Origin of the sequence: Mesorhizobium cantuariense (genome assembly GCF_042647205.1) — a bacterium.
GTDB lineage: Bacteria > Pseudomonadota > Alphaproteobacteria > Rhizobiales > Rhizobiaceae > Mesorhizobium > Mesorhizobium cantuariense.
On record NZ_JBHRVD010000001.1, the window covers coordinates 4,796,371 to 4,816,733 of the forward strand.

The 20,363-nt window shown below is 63.1% G+C and carries 20 protein-coding genes; 15 read left to right on the forward strand and 5 right to left on the reverse strand.

Going from position 1 to position 20,363, the window contains the following annotated elements:
- Nucleotides 1-98: 98 nt before the first annotated feature.
- The 15 genes from ACFOJ9_RS23355 to ACFOJ9_RS23425 all read left to right on the forward strand — a co-directional run bounded on the left by ACFOJ9_RS23355 (nt 99) and on the right by ACFOJ9_RS23425 (nt 14,707).
- Nucleotides 99-1,229, forward strand: a complete 1,131-nt coding sequence (locus ACFOJ9_RS23355; RefSeq protein WP_378981726.1) for a branched-chain amino acid ABC transporter substrate-binding protein — start codon at nt 99-101, stop codon at nt 1,227-1,229.
- 93 nt (nt 1,230-1,322) lie between these two features.
- Nucleotides 1,323-2,417, forward strand: coding sequence for an ABC transporter ATP-binding protein (locus ACFOJ9_RS23360; RefSeq protein WP_378981728.1), 1,095 nt, complete (start codon nt 1,323-1,325; stop codon nt 2,415-2,417).
- A complete protein-coding gene (locus tag ACFOJ9_RS23365) occupies nt 2,414-3,331 on the forward strand; it encodes an ABC transporter permease (RefSeq protein ID WP_378981730.1) in 918 nt (305 codons plus the stop codon). The genes ACFOJ9_RS23360 and ACFOJ9_RS23365 overlap by 4 nt, the downstream gene beginning before the upstream one ends.
- Nucleotides 3,328-4,116: an ABC transporter permease gene (locus ACFOJ9_RS23370; protein ID WP_378981732.1), complete on the forward strand. Its 789-nt coding sequence runs from the start codon at nt 3,328-3,330 to the stop codon at nt 4,114-4,116. Before ACFOJ9_RS23365 ends, ACFOJ9_RS23370 begins: the two co-directional genes overlap by 4 nt.
- 104 nt (nt 4,117-4,220) lie before the next feature.
- Entirely contained in the window at nt 4,221-5,255 is a 1,035-nt protein-coding gene (locus tag ACFOJ9_RS23375) for an extracellular solute-binding protein (RefSeq protein ID WP_378981734.1), read from the forward strand.
- Between the two features lie 53 nt (nt 5,256-5,308).
- Entirely contained in the window at nt 5,309-6,919 is a 1,611-nt protein-coding gene (locus tag ACFOJ9_RS23380; RefSeq protein ID WP_378981736.1) for a GMC family oxidoreductase, read from the forward strand.
- 254 nt (nt 6,920-7,173) lie between these two features.
- Nucleotides 7,174-8,223 carry a PilN domain-containing protein gene (locus tag ACFOJ9_RS23385; protein ID WP_378981738.1) on the forward strand — a complete coding sequence of 350 codons (1,050 nt, stop codon included), beginning with the start codon at nt 7,174-7,176 and terminating at the stop codon, nt 8,221-8,223.
- A gap of 2 nt (nt 8,224-8,225) precedes the next feature.
- Nucleotides 8,226-8,825, forward strand: a complete 600-nt coding sequence (gene gspM, locus ACFOJ9_RS23390; protein WP_378981740.1) for a type II secretion system protein GspM — start codon at nt 8,226-8,228, stop codon at nt 8,823-8,825.
- Nucleotides 8,822-9,388, forward strand: a complete 567-nt coding sequence (locus tag ACFOJ9_RS23395) for a hypothetical protein (RefSeq protein ID WP_378981741.1) — start codon at nt 8,822-8,824, stop codon at nt 9,386-9,388. Before gspM ends, ACFOJ9_RS23395 begins: the two co-directional genes overlap by 4 nt.
- Complete coding sequence (locus ACFOJ9_RS23400; protein ID WP_378981743.1) at nt 9,328-10,305, forward strand: hypothetical protein; 978 nt, start codon at nt 9,328-9,330, stop codon at nt 10,303-10,305. Before ACFOJ9_RS23395 ends, ACFOJ9_RS23400 begins: the two co-directional genes overlap by 61 nt.
- On the forward strand, nt 10,302-11,945 hold the full coding sequence (locus ACFOJ9_RS23405; RefSeq protein WP_378981745.1) for a GspE/PulE family protein: 1,644 nt from the start codon (nt 10,302-10,304) through the stop codon (nt 11,943-11,945). Before ACFOJ9_RS23400 ends, ACFOJ9_RS23405 begins: the two co-directional genes overlap by 4 nt.
- Nucleotides 11,945-13,162 (forward strand): type II secretion system F family protein, encoded by a 1,218-nt coding sequence (locus ACFOJ9_RS23410; protein WP_378981747.1) that lies wholly within the window; start codon nt 11,945-11,947, stop codon nt 13,160-13,162. Before ACFOJ9_RS23405 ends, ACFOJ9_RS23410 begins: the two co-directional genes overlap by 1 nt.
- Nucleotides 13,159-13,632, forward strand: a complete 474-nt coding sequence (locus ACFOJ9_RS23415; protein ID WP_378981749.1) for a GspH/FimT family pseudopilin — start codon at nt 13,159-13,161, stop codon at nt 13,630-13,632. Before ACFOJ9_RS23410 ends, ACFOJ9_RS23415 begins: the two co-directional genes overlap by 4 nt.
- On the forward strand, nt 13,629-13,994 hold the full coding sequence (locus tag ACFOJ9_RS23420; RefSeq protein WP_378981751.1) for a type II secretion system protein J: 366 nt from the start codon (nt 13,629-13,631) through the stop codon (nt 13,992-13,994). Before ACFOJ9_RS23415 ends, ACFOJ9_RS23420 begins: the two co-directional genes overlap by 4 nt.
- Nucleotides 13,991-14,707 carry a hypothetical protein gene (locus ACFOJ9_RS23425; RefSeq protein ID WP_378981753.1) on the forward strand — a complete coding sequence of 239 codons (717 nt, stop codon included), beginning with the start codon at nt 13,991-13,993 and terminating at the stop codon, nt 14,705-14,707. The genes ACFOJ9_RS23420 and ACFOJ9_RS23425 overlap by 4 nt, the downstream gene beginning before the upstream one ends.
- A gap of 13 nt (nt 14,708-14,720) precedes the next feature.
- On the opposite strand, the gene gspG is transcribed toward ACFOJ9_RS23425, so the two are convergent.
- The 5 genes from gspG to ACFOJ9_RS23450 all read right to left on the reverse strand — a co-directional run bounded on the left by gspG (nt 14,721) and on the right by ACFOJ9_RS23450 (nt 20,303).
- A complete protein-coding gene (gspG, locus tag ACFOJ9_RS23430; protein ID WP_378981755.1) occupies nt 14,721-15,191 on the reverse strand; it encodes a type II secretion system major pseudopilin GspG in 471 nt (156 codons plus the stop codon).
- Entirely contained in the window at nt 15,191-15,685 is a 495-nt protein-coding gene (locus ACFOJ9_RS23435) for a prepilin peptidase (protein ID WP_378981757.1), read from the reverse strand. The genes gspG and ACFOJ9_RS23435 overlap by 1 nt, the downstream gene beginning before the upstream one ends.
- A 2-nt stretch (nt 15,686-15,687) precedes the next feature.
- The gene (gspD, locus tag ACFOJ9_RS23440) at nt 15,688-17,811 is read right to left on the reverse strand and encodes a type II secretion system secretin GspD (RefSeq protein ID WP_378981759.1); all 2,124 of its coding nucleotides are present in this window, start codon (nt 17,809-17,811) and stop codon (nt 15,688-15,690) included.
- A 186-nt stretch (nt 17,812-17,997) separates the two neighbouring features.
- Nucleotides 17,998-18,912, reverse strand: a complete 915-nt coding sequence (locus ACFOJ9_RS23445) for a carbohydrate ABC transporter permease (RefSeq protein ID WP_023809125.1) — start codon at nt 18,910-18,912, stop codon at nt 17,998-18,000.
- A 95-nt stretch (nt 18,913-19,007) separates the two neighbouring features.
- Nucleotides 19,008-20,303 carry an ABC transporter substrate-binding protein gene (locus ACFOJ9_RS23450; protein WP_378981761.1) on the reverse strand — a complete coding sequence of 432 codons (1,296 nt, stop codon included), beginning with the start codon at nt 20,301-20,303 and terminating at the stop codon, nt 19,008-19,010.
- Nucleotides 20,304-20,363 lie beyond the last annotated feature (60 nt).

Below are 20,363 nucleotides of genomic sequence, written 5' to 3' on the forward strand. Positions count from 1 at the left end.
TCATCACCGAATACGCGCCCATACACTAATGATCAGCCGACGATCACGATCGGCCGGGTCGCTACGACGGCGGCAGATAATTCACTTGAGGTGGAACCATGCAAAACAGGCGCAGTGCGCTTATCCGCGTATCGTCAATTCTGGCCGGGTCTTTGTTCGCCATCGCCCTGGGCGCCGCCCAGGCCCAGGCTGACCAGATCAAGCTTGGTTTCATCGGCCCGCTGTCCGGCGGCAACGCCCAGCAGGGCCTCGGCGCCCGCAACGGCTTCCTGCTCGCCATCGAGCAGGCCAATGCCAGCGGCTATCCGCACCAGGTGGAAGGCGTCGTGCTCGATGACGCCTCCGATCCGGCTGTCGGCGTTTCGGCCGCGCAGAAGCTGGTCAACGATCCCGCGGTGGTCGCGGCAACCGGACATTGGAACAGCTCGGTCGCGCTGGCGACGATCCCGGTCTTCAACCGCTCGCAGATGCCGTTCATCGTCTGGGGCGCGGTCAGCCCGAAGATCACCGAACAGAACTTCCCGAACGTGACCCGCGTGACGCCGACGCTGGTCAACGAGAACAAACCGCTGGCCGAAGCCATCGCCAAGCAAGGCAAGATCAAGAAGATCGCCATCATCTCCGACACCACCGACTACGGCGCGGCCAACACCAAGTGGTTCGGCGATTTCTTCAAGGCGGCCGGCGGTGAGGTCGTTTCTTCGGATGCCGCGGCTGTCGGCACGACCGATTTCCGCGCCATGCTGACCACCGCGAAGGCAGCGTCGCCCGACGCGGTCTATTTCGGCGGTGTCGTCACCGAAGCAGCGCTGGTGCGCAGCCAGATGGCCGACCTCGGCATGGGCAACCTGCCCATGTACGGAATTTCGGGCATCTACGATCCGAAGTTCATCGAAATCGCGGGAGCTGCCGCCGAAGGCACCATTGCCGGAACCCCGGCCGTCCAGTCGAACCCGAAGCTCGAGGAATTCAACAAGGCCTACGAAACCAAGGCCTTCCCCGATCCTGCCGGCTCCTACGCCAAATATGCCTATGAGGCGACGCAGATCCTGCTCGAGGTCATCAAGGAAAAGGGCCTCGACGACAAGGAAGCGCTAAGCAAGGCCATTCGCGACATCCATCACGACGGCATTCTGGGAGACGTCTCCTTCGATGCGAACGGACAGACGAACATGGCCATCGACATCGACATGTTCGTCGTGCGCAACGGCAAATGGGAGAAGATGTAACCACCTGATCAACGCCGCGCCCGTTCTCAGTGGCGCGGCGTAGAAACCCTTCATCGCCGAGTTCGTCAAAATCCTGACCGGAGCGCCCAGACCATGAATTATGAGAATGGCCAGAGCGCACCCCGAAAGGCTGTCGAGATCAAGGGCGTCTCCAAGGTGTTCGGCACCTATCAGGCGTTGAGGCCGGTTTCCTTCGACATCTACGACAACGAGTTCTTCACGCTGCTCGGCCCGAGCGGCTGCGGCAAGACCACCCTGTTGCGCATGATCGCCGGCTTCGAGCAGCCGACGGCGGGTCAGATTTTCCTGCACGGCTCGGACATACAGGGACTGCCCCCGCACAGAAGGCGGGTCAACACCGTCTTCCAGAGCTACGCCCTGTTTCCGCATATGAGCGTCGAACAGAACATCGGCTTCGGGCTCGAAAATCTCGGCTGGTCAAAAGACCGCCGCGATGCACGCGTCGCCGACATGCTTCGTCTCGTCCATATGGAGGCCTTTTCCGGGCGCAAGCCGCAGCAATTGTCGGGCGGCCAGCGCCAGCGCGTCGCACTCGCCCGCGCCTTGGCGCCAGAACCGGAAGTGCTGCTGCTCGACGAACCGCTCTCGGCACTCGACCTGAAGCTGCGCCAGGCCATGCGCGACGAGCTGCGCATCCTGCAGCGCAAGACCGGCATCACCTTCGTCTTCGTCACCCATGACCAGGAAGAAGCGCTCGACATGTCGGATCGCATCTGCGTTCTCGGCGATGGCGAGATCCAGCAGCTTGGCACGCCCGCGGCGATCTACGAGGAGCCGTCGAACCGCTTCGTCGCCGACTTCATCGGCGAGACCAACTTCCTCGACGCCGACGTGATTGCCGTGGACGGCGAGCAGGCAACCGTGAAGACGCAGCTCGGCATGACCTTGACGGCCTCTCACAAGAAAGCGGTCGCCGGCCAGAAGGCCTTCCTCTCGATACGTCCGGAGAAAATCAGCTTGCCCGCCCAGGACAACCCGATCGCTGTCGATGGCACGATCATGAGCACCAACTATCTCGGCGGCTACACATACTATCTGATTGAAGCGGGCGGCACCAAACTGCGCATCTCCAAGCGCAACAGCGTCAGCCGCGGCCAGATGTTCGAGATCGGACAATCGGTGAAAGTCGGCTTTGCCGCCGAATCCGTGCGGATCCTTGGCGCATGAAGGCACACACAAAAAGTCCGAGCTGGCCCAAAATTCCAACCTGGAATGTCCTCGGCTTGCTGCCGGCTCATCTCATCATGCTGCTGACGCTGATCATCCCGATCGGGATCATCATCGTGGTGTCGTTCTCGACGCGCGGGCCCTATGGCGGATTCGAGTATGTGTTCACCACAGCGCCCTACAAGCAGCTGCTGTTCAACGAAGGCTGGACCGGCGAGCTGGAGTTCAATCCGCAGTATCTCATCGTCGTTGCCAGGACGCTGCTCCTGTCGGCCGTGACGACCTCGATCTGCCTGCTTCTGAGCTTCCCGGTCGCTTATTTCATCGCGCTGCAGCGACCGACGATCAAGGTGCTGCTGATCTATCTCGTCACGCTGCCATTCTGGGTTTCGATGATCGTGCGCGTCTATTCCTGGATCATCATCCTGGGCAAGGATGGTGTCATCGAAAAGACCCTCCGCGGACTGGGTCTCGTCGACAACATGGACTCGCTGCTGTTCGGCAACACCGCCATGCTGCTCGGTCTCGTCTACAGCTACATTCCACTGATGATCCTGCCGATCTTCGCCTCGATCGAGAAACTCGACCCTGCGCTCATCGAGGCGTCGCATGATCTCTACGGCAACCGCCTGACCACATTGCGCCGCGTTATCCTGCCCCTCACCCGGCCCGGCATGATCGCCGGGGCGATATTGGTGTTCGTTCCGAGCCTCGGCGCGGTCCTGGAGCCGACCCTGCTCGGCGGCGGCAAGACCATGATGATGGGCAATCTCATCCAGTTGCAGTTCGGTGGCGCCCGCAACTGGCCGCTCGGCGCTGCCATTGCCATCGTGCTGATGGCCGCGGTCATGATCTTCCTGATTTTCCAGGGTCTGCGCTCGATGCGGATCGAAGGGCTGGAGCGCGCGGCATGAGCCCGGACAATGATGTCAGGCGCTATCCGGGCTTCGGTCTCTTCAGCGCGATCTTCTTTGCCTATCTCTACCTGCCCATCGCCGTCGTGGTGTTCTATTCCTTCAACGCGAACCGCATCGTCTCCAATTGGGGCGGCTTCTCCTTGCATTGGTACGCCACCGCTTTGTCCAACGCGAACCTGATGACGGCGGTGAAGACCTCCTTGCTCGTCGCCGCGGTCGCCACCGTCGCCTCGACGCTTGTCGCGTTGATGGCGGCATTGGTGCTGGTGCGGGGCCGCAATGTCAGATTCCGCCGCATCTCCGAAGCGGTGGTGAACCTGCCGCTGCTCCTGCCCGAGATCGTCGTTGCCGTCGCCGTCCTGATCCTCTTCTCCGAGGTCGGGCTCGCCAACGGAATGGTGAAACTGATGATCGCCCACACCACGTTCTGCATCCCGTTCGCCTTCTTGCCGATACGCGCGCGCCTGCAAGGAATGGACCTTGATCTGGAGGAAGCCGCCCGCGATCTCTATGCCACCGGTTGGATCGCCTTTCGTCGCGTCACGCTGCCGCTCATCCTGCCGGGCGTCTTTGCCGGCGCCATGCTCGCCTTCGTCATCTCGATGGACGATTTCATCACCAGCAACCTGTTGAATTCCGGCGGCGCCACCACGCTGCCGGTCTACATTTTCTCCCTGATCAAGCAGGGCGTGTCGCCACAGCTCAACGCAATCTCGACCCTGATCATGGTTGTTTCGGTGGTGTTGGCGACCGTGGCCTTCCTGCTTCAGCGGCGGCAGTAGAAGCGGCGTAGTTTTTCCTAATCAGGGCGTCGGGCAATTCGAATTTATCGAACCCGACGGTTTGTTATCGTCGCCCCTGGGAGAACAACAAACAGGGGAATGACATGACAAGAACCACAATTGCAGCGCTCGCCATGGCCGGCGCCGTGAGCCTTGCCTTCAGCGTGCCGGCTCTCGCCGAGGGTAACCTCGCCATCTACGCATGGGCCGATTCCATCTCGCCCGAGATGGTCGCGAAATTCGAGAAGGAAACCGGCATCAAGGTCACGGTTGACGCCTTCTCCTCCAACGAAGATCTGCTGACCAAGCTGCAGGCCGGCTCGTCGGGCTACGACATCGTCACGCCTTCGCAGCACTTCGTGAAAATCATGATCGACAGCGGGCTGCTCGAGGATTTCGGCGCCAGCTCGATGGCGGCCTACAGCCAAGTCCTGCCGGACTGGCAGAAACCGTGGTGGGATGCGACAGGCAATCATTCGATCCCGCTCGCCTTCGGCAATGCCGGCTACACCGTCAACCGCGACCTCTACAAGGGGCCGGTCGACAGCTGGAAGACCTATTTCGAGCCACCGGCGGAACTGCGCGGCAAGATTGCCAGCCTGGCGCAGCCCGACGAAGTCATTCCGGCCGCCGAGAACTATCTCGGTATCAAATATTGCAGCGAAGACCCGCAGGAGATGAAGCGCGTGCTCGATCTCTTGCTGGCGCAGAAGCCATTCGTTGCCGCCTACTCCAGCGACAACATCGAAAACCGCATCGGCAGCGGCGAGGTTGCCGCCCATTTCTGGTGGGACGGCAACACTATGCGGCTTCGCCGCAACGACAAGGCCAATGTCGAATACGCGATGCCGAAGGAAGGTCTGGTCGGCTGGCTGGATTCCTATGTCGTGCCGAAGGGCGCGGCCAATATCGAGAACGCCAAGAAGTTCATCGATTTCATGGCCCAGCTCGACAATGCGACGGCGCAGTACAATTACTACGGCCACTCCTCGCCGGTGAAGATCGACGAGAGCAAGGCGCTCTACAACAAGGAAAACGCGCCGGAGCTGTTCCCGACCGTTCCCGTCAAGATGGGCCAGGCCTGCTCGCCGGCGGCGCAGGAACTCGTCACCAAGGTCTGGACGCAGCTTCTGCAGTGAGCTGCTCAGCCGGGGCGCGCGCCGCCCCGGCATCTGTTTCAATGGTGCTGGCCGTGCAGACCGAAAATCTCGATTACGATTATATTGTCATCGGCGCAGGCTCGGCCGGTTCCGTCCTGGCCAATCGTCTGAGCGCCAACCCATCCCACAAAGTGTGCCTGATCGAGGCCGGCGGCAGCGACAATCATCTGCGGGTCAAGGTGCCTGCCGGCATCCTCTCGCTCTACGGCAATCCGAACTATGACTACTGCTATGTCGGCGTGCCCCAGCCCAACCTCAACGGCCGCAGGATCCCGGTCAATCGCGGCAAGGCGCTGGGCGGTTCGAGCTCGATCAATTCCATGGTCTATATCAGGGGCGCCGCGCAGGACTATGACGAGTGGTCGCGGCTCGGCTGCGCGGGATGGGCGTTCAGCGACGTGCTCCCCATCTTCAAAAAGCTCGAGCGCAACCTGCTTGGCCAGGACCCGCGCTATCACGGCACCAGCGGCGAATTGCTGGTCGACAACCCGCGCGATCCGAACGTGCTGTCGTCGATGTTCGTCAAGGCCGGCAACAATGCCGGCCTTCCGGCCAACAACGACTTCAATGCCAAAAGCCAGTTCGGCCTCGGCATCTACAATGTCACGCAGGATCGCGGCCAGCGCTTCAGCAGTTTTACCGCCTTCATGCGCCCCGTGCTCGATCGCAAGAATCTCACAATCTTGAGTGAATGCGAAGTCATCGACCTCACGATCGCCGAGGGCCGTGCAACAGGCGTGCGGGTGCGGCACAAGGGCGAGCAGACGACGCTGTCTGCCCGCCGCGAGATCGTGCTTTCGGCCGGCGCGATCAATTCACCGAAGATCTTGCTGGCATCCGGCATCGGCGCCGCAGCCGAGTTGCAGGCGATCGGCATAAGACCGGTTGTCGATCTGCCGGGCGTGGGCAAGAACCTGCAAGACCATGTCGACGGCATGATCACGGTCCGCTCCTCCAGCACGAAGACGCTCGGCCTGTCACTGCCCAACCTGCCCCGCGTGCTGGCGGCGCCCTTTCAGTATTTTGCCGGCCGCAAGGGCATGCTCACCACCAACTATGTCGAGGCCGGCGGCTTCGCCAGGACGAAGTATGCAACCGGCATTCCCGACATTCAGTTCCACTTCGTGCCCGGCTATCGCAGCCATCGCGGCAGGCTGGTGGAGTATGGCCATGGCTACGCAATCCACTCCTGCGTGCTTCGGCCCAAAAGCGTTGGCGAACTCAAACTGTCGGGCCACGCAGCGAGCCGGGACGTCCTGATCGATCATCGCTTCTTCTCCAACGAGGAAGACGCCAGGGTGCTGGTCGAAGGCATCAAGATCGCGCGCCAGATCTTTGCCGCATCCGAGTTCGACGCGATCCGGGGCACGGAGATGCTGCCGGGCAAAGATGTCCGCAGCGATGACGAGATCCTCGACTATCTGCGCGCCGAAGCGCTCACCGTCTATCATCCGGTCGGGACCTGCAAGATGGGGACGGACGCGATGGCCGTCGTCGATCCGGCAACGCTGAAGGTGCGCGGCATCAGTGGCTTGCGGGTCGCGGATGCGTCCGTCATGCCGAAGCTGATCGGCGGCAACACCAATGCGCCCAGCATGATGATCGGCCAGCGGGCAGCGGACATGATCCTGGGCCGGGACTGAATGTGCGTTGGCGCACGTGCCGGATACATTTGGACGCGATCATCCGACCGATGGGAATGGCCGAAGTCGCCGCCGGTGACGGAGCGTGTCGGGCTGCCTGAAGTTTCATGTCGTTCTTCAGTCTCGACCTCGACAAAAGCTGTGACTAATCACCCTCCCGCGCCTTCGCTAATATCCGCATCACAACAGCATTTGTAGTAATCTCACCTTGAAAACCTCGGCCGAGAATCAGCTGGGGTGGCGGGCGGCTGGTTGTGGCGACACTCAACGCGCAGGTTCTGGATTTCCTCGACTGGTGGCTCGATGAGCTGCGAGGGGTCTGGACGCGGATTGTTCCCAGGCAAAAGCAATCATCCGCCAGCGACTGGGTCGTCACCCTGGCGGATGACGGCATCGGCGCCCGCGAAGCCGGTGCACCGGAATTCCAATCGATCCCGTTGGCGCTCACGGCGTCCTCGGACGAGGTTCTGGCGCTTCTCCAGGGCGGACCTCGGCGCAAGCGGCCGGCCTTCGATATCCGGATAGAGCCCGGGCTGTTCCTGACCCGGCAACTGGCGGCGCGGCGGTTGCCGCTTCGCCAGGCGCGCGACATGGCCGAACTCGACCTTCTGGCCACCACGCCGATCGACCCGGCGCAGGTGCATGTCGTCTTCGCCACGCACGCTGAGCAGGACTGCTTCTACCATGTCGTCAAGGCGAAGACGCTTGCCCCCGTGCTGGACGCGGTGCGCCGGGCCGGCGGGTCCGTCCGCTCTCTGTCTCTGTCGCAACCGGACAGCACGCTGCGGGCCGATCCGCTCAGCCTCGCCGCCATCTGGCCACCGACAGCCCGCGACCGGCGCGGCAGAACCGTCTGGGTCGCGGCCTGTTCGGTGCTGGCCGGGGCGGTGCTGGTCACCTTCGCCCATGCCCATTGGCGCAGCTGGCAGGCGGGTGCTGAACTGGACGCGCAGATCGCCGACGCGCAGGTGTTGGCCAAGGCAGCGCGCACCTCGCTGCAGAAGCGCCAGGCCGGCATCGAGCAGATCGAAAAAATCCGTCAGGAAAAGAAGACCACGGCGTCGCTGGTGCGTGTCTGGGCCGAGCTGACCCACCTGCTTCCCGACACGGCCTGGGTGACCGATCTTTCCGCCAAGGGCGACGACCTGACCATCACAGGCTTTTCCGCCTCCGCCGCCGAACTGATCCAGCCGCTCGACGCATCGCCGCTGTTTTCGGCACCCGAATTCGCCTCGCCCGTGGTCAGGGTTCCCGGCCAGGACGGCGAACACTTCACCATTTCGGCCAAGATCGGAGCGCTCTGACGATGCTCTCCGCCATCCTCGACACAAGGCCGCTGGTTCGTCGCCTGATCGCGCTGGCCCTTGCAGCGGTGACGGCCTGTGTCCTGGCCTGGGTGGCGTTCGCGGCGCTCGACAGCGTCGCCTCGGCGCAAGCCGGGATAGAGGAAAAGCGGGAGCTTCTCGGCCAGTTGCAGAGTGTGGCGGCACTGGCAAAGCGCCTCGACAGTGCCGCCAGCCCCGTGGTCGCCGCAAATCCCGAATTTCTCACCGGCGAGAGCGAAGCGATCATTCGCGGCGGGCTGCAAAAGCGGCTGAACGCGATCGCCGTCGCCAATGGGGTCAGCGTGCTGTCGGCCGGCAATGCACCTGTGCTCAGCGAAGCCGGCGTGGATTTTATCGGTCTGCGGGCCAACCTTTCGGGGCCGCTGGAGGGCATTCACAACGCCGTCCTCGCCATTGAAACCTCGCTGCCGGTGTTGTTCATCCGCGAGGCCACCGTGCGCACCACCGATGTCGGACCGGCTGCCGGACGGACCGGCGACCCTGAGATCTTTGCCGAGATCCTGTTTTACGGCCCGCTGCAAACGCAGGGCGCGCCAGCCGCCAATGGGGTCAAGCCATGACCCGTAAAATCACCGGACTGGCGATTGCGGCCATGATCGCGGGCCTCGTCCTGGTCAATGTCGCGCTCTACGGCACGCCGGTCGACATCACGCCGGTCGCCTCCGGAAAGGGCCATGACGGCGCATTGGCATCAGCGGCGGGATCGCTGCAGTTTCCCGAGGCCGGCGATTTCAGCGAGACGTTCCAGCGTCCGCTGTTTACGCCGACCCGACGCAAAATCGTGCCGCCGCCGGCCCCGCCGCAGCCGGTGGAGGTTGCCGTCGCACCGGCCGAACAACCGGCACCGCCGCCCGAAGCCGCACCGGCCGCTGCGCCATCGCTGCTGGGCATCAGCAGAAACGGCGGAGCGGCAAAGGCGCTGCTGCGCGTCGCCGGCAGCGACGCGGCTGTCTGGTATGGCAATGGCGAAACCGTCGATGGCTGGAAGGTGTCGGCGATCGATAAGGATCAGGCCGTGCTCGAGCGGGACGGCAAGGTGGCGCGCATCCTGCTTTATCCGCCATGGAAGAACGTCCCGCCACCGCCGCCGCCCCCTCCGCCACCGCCGGTCCCGGAATTATGAGCGGCCGCACCTCTCATGACAGGGCAGGCGCAGGCGACGAAAGCGCAAGCAGCGGCTTTTCGCTGGTCGCCGTGCTGGTGTTCATGCTGATCGTCTCGGCGATCGTCGTTCCCTTTGCCGTGACGGCGAAAACGCGGCTGATGATCGCCAACAACGAGGTCGAACAGGAGCGCCTGTCGCTGCTTGCCGAGGGCCTGGGCAATGTGATTGCGAGCGAATTGACCGGCGGCTCGGGGCCGAAGACATTTGCGCTGGATTCCACACCGGCGGCGTGCCGGTCGGGTGCGTTCAGCTTCGATGTGCGCGTCCAGGATCACAGCGGGCTGGTCGATCTCAATGCCGCCGACGACCATTTGCTGGCGCTCGGTTTCGCATCGCTCGGCTTCGAGCAGCAGGCGTCGCAGGCGCTGGCCGAGGCCGCGATCCGATTTCGCGACAACGCCAAGCTGTTTGCCGGCCAGCCCCGACCCAGAAGCGCCGTCGGGCCGCCGCAAGACAAGCAGGCGCCGTTCGAATCCGTGTCTGAACTGCAGGAATTCTCGGCACTTGCGTCAGTGCCCCTGCAGGCGCTTCATGCCGCCTTCACGGTCAACTCGAAGCGCGGCACGATCAGCGCCGATCGTGCGCCGAGCCGTCTTCGCGCTGCCCTTGCTACCGGTTCCAGCGCCGCGGTGGTTCAGGCGGCCGAGGCATCGGCCTACACGGTCGACGTGGTCGTCAGACGCGACGGATCCGGCATCACGGGCGAAGCCGGGTTCATCATCGAGAAATCTCCGGTCAGCGACACGGCGTTCTGGCGCGTCTCGCGAAGCCCGGCCGGTGACGCCGGCACATTGCCGACAGTCGTCGGGAGCGCGGGCTGCGAGGTGCTTTTCGGCACCGAGGCCGCACAGCTTCTGCAGGTGTGGGGCTCATGAACGCTTCCATCCAACCCCAGGGGATCGAGGCGTTTCTGGCCTTTCTCGAAGGCGAGAAGGTGCTGACCGCGCACGCGGCCCAACGCGCCCTGGGAGCATCGCGAACGTCAGGACACCCCTTCGATACGGTGATGACCGAACTCGGGCTGATCGGCGAGCAGGAGCTTGCCAACAGCCTCAGCCGCTACCTCCAGGCACCGACGCCGGTCGAGATTCCCGAACAGGTCAGCCCCGAAATGCTGGCCAGCGTGCCGCTGGTCTATCTCAGGGAAAACGCGATCCTGCCGCTGCAGATGGATGCCGAGCGGCTGGTTGTCGCCGTGGCCGATCCGTTCTCCTCGGCAACCATCGACGCGCTCGCCTTTCACTATGAGCGGACACTGGCGCTGCGCATCTTGCCAAGGCGCACGATCACCGAATGCATCGATCGCATCGAGCAATCGGCCCTGGCGGCCGTTTCAAATGGCGGCGGCGGTGGCGAGATCCTGGATTTCGGCCCCGACGACCTCGAACGGTTGAAGGATTTTGCCCGCGAGGCGCCGATCGTCCGCTTCGTCGCAGAGACGATCCACAAGGCGGTCGATGCAAGAGCCACCGACATCCATATCGAGCCGCTCGAGGATCACGTCCGCATCCGCTTCAGGCATGACGGCATGCTGTCCACCGTCGACACCGCATCGATTGCGATGCTGTCCGGCATCTCCACCCGCATCAAGATCCTGTCGCGGCTCAACATTGCCGAACGGCGCCTGCCGCAGGACGGACGCATGCGCATCGCCGTGCGCGGCCGCGACGTCGACCTGCGCGTCTCGGTCATTCCGTCGATTCACGGCGAAGCCATCGTGCTTCGAATTCTCGACCGCGCCGGCGTCGAATTGAAGTTGGAGAAACTGGGGTTCGATGGTGCCGCGCAAGCCAAGATCCGCTCCATGTCGCAAGCCGCCAACGGCATCGTGCTGATCACCGGGCCGACCGGCAGCGGCAAGACGACGACGCTCTATTCCATCCTCGCCGAGCGTTCGCGGCCGGACGTCAAGATTTTCACCGTCGAGGACCCGGTCGAATACCGGATGGCGGGCATCACCCAGCTGCAGGTCAATCCGGCGATCGACCTCGATTTTGCCGCGGCACTCCGTTCGATCCTGCGGCAGGATCCCGATATCATCCTGCTCGGCGAAATTCGCGATCGCGAGACGGCGCAGGTCGCCGTCCAGGCGGCCCTGACCGGCCACCTGGTGTTTTCAACGCTTCACACCAACAGTGCCGCGGGAGCGCTGACGCGGCTTCGCGACATGGGCATCGACGGCTATCTGCTCGGCGCGACGATCAGGGGCGTCATCGCACAGAGGCTGTTGCGCCGCATCTGCCCGACCTGCCACGGCGCGGAACAGACCGGCCCGGCCTGCCGCACCTGCAACGGCTCCGGCTACAGCGGGCGCACGGTGACCTACGAAATGCTGCAGGTGTCGCCGCGCATCGCCGAGCTTATCGACCAGGGCGCCGGCGAAATGGAGATCGGGAAAATTGCCGCCGAGGATGATCTCGTGCCGATGTCGATCCACGCAACCGCCCTTGCCCGATTGCAGGTCACCACGATGGACGAAGTCCGGCGTGTCATCGATCTCGCAGGAGGCGGCTGATGCCGGCCTTTGCCTATCGCGCCTATCTCGTCGACGGCAGCACCGAGACCGGCGTTCTCGATGCGTCGACCAAGCAGGATGCGGCCCGCAAACTGGCGCAGCAGGGCCGCCGTTCCTATCATCTTGCGCCGGTGAACAGCGACAAACAGCAGCTTCGCCTGCCGGGGCGCAGCACGCTGACATTCACCCGGAAAGTCGATCTCAGTCGGTTGTTTTCCGAGCTTTCGGTGCTTCTGAACGCTGGCTTCACCGTCGACCGCGCGTTGGGTGCGGTCATCTCGGGCGAGGCCAACGGTCAGCGGCGCCAACAGCTGCAATCGGTGCTCGATCTGACGACCGGCGGCCGGCCGATCGCGGAGGCATTTGCCGGCCTGCCGGGCATCACCTCCGACGTTGCCGCTCTTCTCGCCAGCGGCGAGCGCAGCGGCAAGATGGGCTACATATGCCAGCGACTGGCGGACACGTATGAGGCAACCGCCAAGCGCCGTGCGGCAATCATCGAGGCCCTGGCCTATCCTGCCTTCCTGCTGCTGGTCATGAGCGGGGCGCTGGTCATTCTGGCAACGGTCCTGGTGCCGGCGCTGGAACCGATTTTCGAAGACTCATCCGCCCCCAAGCCGTTCACCATGACCATGCTTTCGGCGTTCGGCACGGTGTTCCGCGACTATCCGTTCGTCTTCCCGCTGGCAGCGGTCCTCGGCCTGTTTGCCTGGCTTTTCCTGTCCCGGTCCACCGGTGCCAGAAAGCGCCTCTCGCATTGGCTGTTGAAGATCCCGCTAATCGGCGCGCTGGTCAGGGATACCGTGATTGCGCGCTATCTGGAAACGCTTGCGCTGTTGCTCGGCAATGGCGTGGCGATGACCGAGGCGCTTGGCCTGGCCGCCAACGTTTCCAGGCAGAGTTCACTGGCGGCAAGTTTTGCAGCGATCGAAGAAACCGTCGCCAATGGCGCGCGCCTGCATGGCGCGATCGTCAAGGCAGGGATTTTCGACAATGCGACGATGTCGCTGGTCTCGCTCGGCGAAGAGGCCAATGCGCTTCCGGTGGTGCTGGACCGCGCGGCGAAAATGCTTCAGCTGACATTGACGCGACGCATCGACACCGTGCTGAAGCTGCTGACCCCGGCACTGACGATTTCGCTCGGTTTTCTCGTCGGCAGCCTGGTCATTTCGGTGATGACCACGATCCTCAGCATCAATGATCTGGCGCTGCAATGACAGCCGCGCCGGGAGCCGCCGCACAGGCAGACGCAACGGCCGGATTCACCCTGGTCGAGATGCTGGTCGTGCTGGCGATCATGGCCCTGGTCGCGGCCATCGCAGCACCCGGGCTGGTCAGCAACTATCGCACCAAGACCCTGGAGACACTGGCCGGCGAGATCACCATGCGGCTGCGCCTGTCGCGCACATCGGCGATCGCCACCGCCAGGCCGAAGCAGGTCGTCGTCGATCTCGGCGCCCGCGCCTTCCGTTTTGGCGAGCGGGACACGCTCACTTTGCCGGACGATGTCAAGATGACTGTGACCACCGGCCAGGAGACAGTCATTGCCGACCGGCAGACGGTCCTGACCTTCCTTCCCGACGGCAGCGCTTCCGGCATGGACATCGCCCTCGAGCGAAAAGGGCGGACCGCGCGCATTGCGGTCAACTGGCTGACCGGGCTTTCAACCTGGCGCGCACTGCCATGACGGGGCCATCGCCCCAACCCTCCCCCGAAGACGGATTTTCGATCCTGGAGATGATCGTCGCCATGACCATCCTGGCTCTTGTGCTTGGCATCGCCAGCCAGTCGATCGTGCTGGCGAGCCGCAGCATCGCGGCGGCCAAGCGCCAGGTCGAAGCCGCCAGGACCGTCCGTGTGATGCTGGCCGACTACGAGGCCCGACCCATGGCGCAAACCACGGCGCCATCCGGCTGGACCCTGAAGACGCGTACGATAGAATTGTCGAAGGCCAAGGTGACCGCTGTGCTCATCGAAAAGACAGGCGGAACATTTCAAAGCCAGGCGTTTCTGACCTTCGTGCCCGCGCGGGACCCGGGCACCCCATGAGCGTGTTCGTCCGCGCTCGCTCGAAGCTCGGCGCCATTGGCCGGCAGGGACGTCGTTCAGGCGTCCCTCTGCCAGACGCCAGATCATCGCCGGGACCATCGGCATCGGTTGAGGGATTTGCGCTGATCGATGTGTTGGTCGGACTGGCCCTGATCGGCGTGATCACATCGCTGATGATGGTCATCCTCGGCCAGGCTCGAACCATGGTGCGTATCGAAAAGGCAACCGAATTCCAGATGGAGGTCGATGCCGCATCGCGGTTTCTGGAAACGGCGATCAGCCACGCCGAGCCGTTGCCATTGTCGAAGTCGTCGCCGGACCAGGTGCTTTATCTCGACGGCGATGGTGCCCGGATCGAATTCAACGCCGTTCAGGCAATCGGCTTCAAATCCTCCGCGCTGCGCGAAATTGCTGTTTCGCTTGGCGGAAGTGCACTGGCCATTGTCCAGAAAACACGGCGCGGCAGCGGGGCCGGCGCGTCGACGCAGAGCCAACCGGTGCGGCTGCTCGGCGGCGTGAGCGCCATGAAATTCGAATATCTCGACGGTTCGACGGCAGCGTCGCCGTGGTTGCCGAGCTGGAATGCGTCGCGGCGCCTGCCCGCCGCCGTCCGGTTCACCGTTTCGGTTCTGCGCGATGGTGCTGCCTATTCGGCGAAAGGTTTTGCCCGCCTCGACCTGGCGAATGCACGGATGCCGCCACGCACGAACTGAACACCTCGCGCCGTCAGTTGCTGACGTCCTGGTCTTCGCCGCTCCCATCCGGCTTACCGTCTTTTCCAAGGCTACGGATAAGCACGCCGCTCGCGTCGTCCTTCACTTCGTAGGAATAGGGTCTTCCCCACGGATCCTTCAGGCCGGTCGTCCCCTTGAGATAGGGTCCGTTCCAGCGCGCTTCGCCGGCAGGCGGCGCGACCAGGGCCGAGAGCCCCTCCTCTGCGGTCGGATATTTCGCGTTGTCGACATAGTAGAGTTCGAGCGCGCTTTCGATGTTGCGGATTTGCGCCTTGGCCGCGTTGGTCCTGGCCGAGCCGAGATAGCGCAGAACCTGAGGTGCTGCGAGCGTGGCGATCAACGCGATGATGGCGAGCACGACCAGAAGCTCGACCAGGGTGAAGCCACTTTCGCGATCGTCGCGTTCGCCGACAGATTTTCTGGCGCGGCCGGATTTTTCAGAGGTGAAGCGCGGAGTGATCATCAGAGCAGTCCCATATCCAAACCTGCAAATTGCTCCAGTGCCCAGCTGCAGCCGAGGCCGATGGCGATGAATGGACCAAAGGCGACACGTGCCTTCGCCGCCGCCGGGCCTGCCGCAACCACCTGCCCGCCGACGAACAGCAGAGCGCTGGCGCTGGCGATGAACAGCAGCACCGGCAACAGCAGCGGGCTGATCCAGCATGCGGCGGCCGCCAGCATCTTGACGTCGCCGAGGCCCAGACCAATCCTGCCGGTCATGAGGAAATGACCGCGCCGGATCAGCCAGGCAGCGGCAAAAGTCGCGGCGGCGAACAGGATGTGTACCGGCAGGCCGTCTGCCTCAGTCGCCATCTGATAGGCAAGGCCGATGCCGGCCAGAGCCAGGTTGAGCCCATCCGGGATGATCTGCCTGCGGAAATCGGCGATCGAAATGGCGCAGAGAACAGCTGCCAGGGCGATCGTCACAGCCAGCACGAGAGATGGGTGCGCAGCCATCGTCAATACGCCAGCCTCTTCAGATCCTGTTGCAGCTTGGTGCCGCCGCGTCGCTTCTGGATCGGTGTCTGCAGGCTGATCTTGCCGCGGAATTCGTCCGTCACTTCGCGGGCTTCGTTGATGTCGCGGACAACATGTGGCCTGATAAAGATGATCAGTTCGGTGCGTCCGATGCTGTCCGTCTTTTGCTTGAACGCGTTACCGATAATCGGGATATCGCCGAGGATCGGCACTTGGGTGCGGTCGACATTGTTGCGCGACTGGATGAGGCCGCCCAGCGCCAGGCTCTCGCCGTCATTGACCAGAACGCGGGTCTGGATCTTGCGCTGCTGGATGGTCGGCGAATCGATGCCGGAACTGGTCGTCTTCGTCACATTGCTGACCTCCTGCTGGATGTCGAGCATGACCCTGCCGGCATTGTTGATGCGCGGCGTCACCGTCAGGATGACGCCGGTGTCCTTCATCTCGACCGAGACGACCGGCGAGCTGCCGAGCGTCTGGTCGACCACTTGCCTTGTGGCGATCGGCACCTGGTCGCCGACCTGCAATATCGCTTTCTGGTTGTTCAGCGCCATGATGGTCGGCGCCGAGATGACATTGACGTCGGTGATGCTGGAAAGTGCGTTCAGCGTCACCTGGATATTGTCGGTTGCATAGCTCCAGTTGAAGCCAGGCAGCGCTGCCGCGGCAACGCCCTTCGCCACGTCGGACACCGAGATCTTCATGCCGCCATTTTCGAAGAACCAGCGCAGGCCGTATTTCAGGTCATCGTTGAGCGTGACTTCGGCGATGACGGCTTCCAGCATGACTTGCGTCGGCAGCACGTCGACCTTGCTGAGGATCTGCTCGATGCGTGCGTAGTCACGCGCCGTGGTCTGGATCAGCAGCGCATTGTTTTCGATATCGGCGACGACCGTGGCGTGGGCTGGCGACTGTCCGTCCTGCATCGGCAGCGAAGGCGACGGCCCGGTCAATGGCACCGGCGTGACACCATCCGATTGCATGGCGATCGGCGTCTGGTCGGGCGACACGTTCGAGCCGCCTGAGTCGCCCTCGGTCTTGACCGAGGTGCCGAGGACTGAGCTCAGCACCGCGGCCAGTTCCTTGGCCGGACGGTTCTGGATCTGGTAGACGAAAAGCTGATCTTCGTTGGTCTCGGCCAGTCTGTCGAGCTTGTTGATCCAGGTCGCGGCACGGGCGAGATAGGCCGGGCGCGACGTGATCACCAGCACCGAATTCAGCCTGTCGTTGGGAATGAACTGGATGAGCTTGGCGCCCGGCCCTTCCTTGGTGCCGAAGATCGAATCAAGCTCGGCGGCGACCGCCTCCGGTTTGGAGGTCTTCAGCGGGTGCAGCGCCACCGACATGCCTCGCATCCAGTCGACGTCGAACACCGAGACCGCTTCGCGGATGGCATTAAGATCGCTGTCGTTGCCGGCAACGGTGATCAGGTTGCGGGTGGAATCGACTCGCAGCACCGAGCCCTGGCGGGTGATCGGTTCGAGAATGGTCTTCATCTCGTCGGCGGCGATGAATTGCAGCTGCAGCACCTGCACCTTGACGCCGGGACCGGACGGCGAAACCGAAGGCACGCTGACCGGCGGTGTGCTGGACATGATCTCGGAGAGCGGCACGACCTGGTAGGTGCCGGCGCGGTTGGTGATGCCGGCGCCGTTTACCGCGAGCGCCGATTGCAGGATGTCGACCAGTGCATCCTTCGACACCGGTTGCGAGGTCTGCAGCGTCACCGTGCCTTGCACGCGCGGGTCGACGATGTAGTTGAGGTGAAGCGCGTCGCCGAGCACCGCCTTGGCCGCCTCGGTAATCGGCGCATTGATCAGGTTGAGCTCGAACTGGCCCGAACCATCGGTCGTCACCCTGGTGACGGGCGCGCCGGAGGAGACGAACTGACCCGAGCCCTGATACTGCGTGCCGTTGAAGCGCTGCGCCTGGCCGGCCGCCGACGTGACGGCGCCGGTCCCGGTGTAGCCCGCCCGCAAGGGCGAATTCTTGGCGTGCAGGCTGTCGATGGTTTCGGTGAAGAAGTCCTTGCCCGGCGCGGACGTGCATCCAGCAATCGCCAGCAGCGTGCACAACATGACGCGACTACTCGGCCTGATCGACATTCACCCGATTCCCCTAGATTCCCAGTCTAGGGCTTCTTGCTACCGGATGTTTGGAATGATGGGGGTATTCGGGGTCTATCCACAGGGTAGGTGGCGGAGAGCGGCGGGTTGCTGGGTCAAGGCAGGCGTGCGATCCGTAGGCGGATGATTGCAGGCCGGTCGGATCAAGGTCGCCGGCTGAATGGACTACTTCCGGCCCTCCCCCGATTGCGAGCGCTCGAGGACGGCGAAGAAGATCACGGTGAGGAGAAGGACAATCAGCAGCAGCACGAACGCGGCTGCCGCGCCTTCGTTGAGCGAAAGGCCGAGAAAGGCGCGGCGATAGGCAAAGAAGCTCAGGACTTCGGTCGCGTTGCCTGGCCCACCTTTGGTCAAGACATAAGGCAGATCGTAGGTCCGGAACTCATTGATCAGCTGGATGATGATGGTGATTGCCGCGACCGGCCGGAGCATCGGCAGCGTGATGTAGACGAATTGCTGCCAGCCGCGCGCTCCATCCACTTCAGCCGCCTCATAGGGATCACGCGGCAGAGCGGCGAGCCCCGCGGCGAGGATCAGCACGACGAAGGACATTTGCTGCCAGATGTCGATCGCCGCCATCGTCCAGAGCGCCATGCCTGGCGTCCCGAGCCAGTCGAGGCGCGGCAGGCCGAACGTCTCCATCAGATGATTGGCGATGCCGAGATTGGGCTGGAGCAGCATGCGCCAGATCAAGGCGACGCTGATCGGCGACATCGCCATGGGAATGGTCAGAACCGCGAAATAGACCGGCTTCATCCGGACAGTCCGGTTGAGCATCAGGGCGATGCCGAGCCCGATCACGAATTCGCCGACCACCGTCACCGCCGAATAGCGCACGGTGAGCCAGAGCGCGTTCCAGAACAGCTCATCGCCGATCATCGACGCGAAATTCTTGAACCCGACAAGCGGCAAAAGCTGCGGCTTGATCAAGGTCATCGAGGAAATCGAGAGGATGCAAGCGTAGGCCAGCGGAAAGCCCATCACAATCGCCAGCAGCAGGAGGCCGGGCAAGGCAAAGGCCCAGCCGGTCCGCCACTCGCGGCCACGGGCAGCCCATCCTTTTTTGATCGCATTGTGCATCGTAACCGAGCCTTGGTCGGGGTGGCGTTCCTGGTCTGGTCAAGAACCGGCGCGGCTGACACCGCCGCGCCGGATCTCCTTGCCGAGCCGTACCGCTACTTATCGAGGAGCCCCTGCAAGCCGTCGGAAGCCGCCTTCAGCGCTGCCTCCGATGTCGCCTGGCCGCCAGCCGCCAGCGAGAGCTGGGTACCGAGCAGATCCTCGTATTGCGCCGAATAGGTGAAGATCGGAAACGACTTGCCGGTCGACACCACGCCCTCGGCGGTCTTGTAGAATGGATACTTCGCCAGCACCGCTGCATCGGTATAGACATCGCTGCGCACGGGCGCGTGGCCCTCGAGCGCACGCTTCACCGAAACATCCTTGCTCTGCACCCACTGGATGAAGGTCCAGGCGGCTTCCTGCTCTTCGGGCGACGTGTTCTTGGGAATGCCCCAGCCCCAACCGCCGCTTTCGCCATGGCCACCCGGCATCACCGACAGGCCAACCTTGCCGGCGACCGTCGGACACTTCACGGCATCGTCCATCTGCGGCAGCATCCACCAATAGGTGACCATGCTGAAGGCGGAACCGCTGCACATCAGGCGCATGGTGTCATCGAGCGTCGCCGACACAGCACCCTGCTGGGCGCCGTGTTGAATGTTGTCGACATAGAGATCGAGCGCTCTCTTCGCCTCTGCCGTGTCGAGGCTCGCCTTGCCGTCGGCATTGAGATAGCTGCCGCCGGCGGAGAACAGGTAGTTGGAGAATTCCATGCTGTTCGGATCGCCGCGCTGGCCCTGCATTGCGGCTCCGGCGACGCCGGCATTGGCTTTCATGAATTTGGAAATCGCCACATAGTCTTCGAGAGTCGTCGGCAGGGCGAGTTCCTTGCCGGTTGCCGTCTTGTAGGCGGCCTTGAGCTTCTCGTCGCCGATCAGGTCCGTCCGGTAGAGGAGGCCCATCGAGTAGTTGTACATGGGCACCAGGAACAGCTGGTCCTTGGTTCGGCCGAGCAGGTCAAGCGTCGAAGGAATGAAGGGGGTCAGATCGTATCTGGATTTCTCGACGAAGGGTTTCAGATCGGCGAGCCAGCCGGCCGCCGGAAATTCACCGGCCCACAGGAAGTCGACCTCGAGCACATTGTAGTAGCTCTGCGGCGCGGTCAGCTGGGACACCAGCTTGTCGTGCATGTCGGGATAGCCAATCTTCTCGAACTCGACCTTGATGCCGGTCTGCTTCTCGAATTCGGGCAACAGCGCTTCAATGATCTTGGTTTCCGGCACGTCCTCCATCAAGGCGTGTAAGGTGATGGGCTCGGCCGCCCTGGCCGGAAGCGATGCGCTGACAACAGCTGCCCCGCTCACGGCCGTCATCAGCATTTTGATCAAGGTCTGCTTGTTCCAAGTCATAACTCTCTACTCCTCTTTCCCTCTGGACGCAGCGGTGATCCCGCCACGATTTCGTAACCG

Coding starts and splice junctions, on each gene's coding strand:
- ACFOJ9_RS23415 (WP_378981749.1), top strand. CDS start 13,159: ATGACAGCCGCGCCGGGAGCCGCCGCACAGGCAGACGCAACGGCCGGA.
- gspG (WP_378981755.1), bottom strand. CDS start 15,191: ATGATCACTCCGCGCTTCACCTCTGAAAAATCCGGCCGCGCCAGAAAA.
- ACFOJ9_RS23395 (WP_378981741.1), top strand. CDS start 8,822: ATGACCCGTAAAATCACCGGACTGGCGATTGCGGCCATGATCGCGGGC.
- ACFOJ9_RS23435 (WP_378981757.1), bottom strand. CDS start 15,685: ATGGCTGCGCACCCATCTCTCGTGCTGGCTGTGACGATCGCCCTGGCA.
- ACFOJ9_RS23355 (WP_378981726.1), top strand. CDS start 99: ATGCAAAACAGGCGCAGTGCGCTTATCCGCGTATCGTCAATTCTGGCC.
- ACFOJ9_RS23420 (WP_378981751.1), top strand. CDS start 13,629: ATGACGGGGCCATCGCCCCAACCCTCCCCCGAAGACGGATTTTCGATC.
- ACFOJ9_RS23445 (WP_023809125.1), bottom strand. CDS start 18,912: ATGCACAATGCGATCAAAAAAGGATGGGCTGCCCGTGGCCGCGAGTGG.
- gspM (WP_378981740.1), top strand. CDS start 8,226: ATGCTCTCCGCCATCCTCGACACAAGGCCGCTGGTTCGTCGCCTGATC.
- ACFOJ9_RS23375 (WP_378981734.1), top strand. CDS start 4,221: ATGACAAGAACCACAATTGCAGCGCTCGCCATGGCCGGCGCCGTGAGC.
- ACFOJ9_RS23365 (WP_378981730.1), top strand. CDS start 2,414: ATGAAGGCACACACAAAAAGTCCGAGCTGGCCCAAAATTCCAACCTGG.
- ACFOJ9_RS23370 (WP_378981732.1), top strand. CDS start 3,328: ATGAGCCCGGACAATGATGTCAGGCGCTATCCGGGCTTCGGTCTCTTC.
- ACFOJ9_RS23360 (WP_378981728.1), top strand. CDS start 1,323: ATGAATTATGAGAATGGCCAGAGCGCACCCCGAAAGGCTGTCGAGATC.
- ACFOJ9_RS23450 (WP_378981761.1), bottom strand. CDS start 20,303: ATGACTTGGAACAAGCAGACCTTGATCAAAATGCTGATGACGGCCGTG.
- gspD (WP_378981759.1), bottom strand. CDS start 17,811: ATGTCGATCAGGCCGAGTAGTCGCGTCATGTTGTGCACGCTGCTGGCG.
- ACFOJ9_RS23410 (WP_378981747.1), top strand. CDS start 11,945: ATGCCGGCCTTTGCCTATCGCGCCTATCTCGTCGACGGCAGCACCGAG.
- ACFOJ9_RS23400 (WP_378981743.1), top strand. CDS start 9,328: ATGGAAGAACGTCCCGCCACCGCCGCCGCCCCCTCCGCCACCGCCGGT.
- ACFOJ9_RS23405 (WP_378981745.1), top strand. CDS start 10,302: ATGAACGCTTCCATCCAACCCCAGGGGATCGAGGCGTTTCTGGCCTTT.
- ACFOJ9_RS23425 (WP_378981753.1), top strand. CDS start 13,991: ATGAGCGTGTTCGTCCGCGCTCGCTCGAAGCTCGGCGCCATTGGCCGG.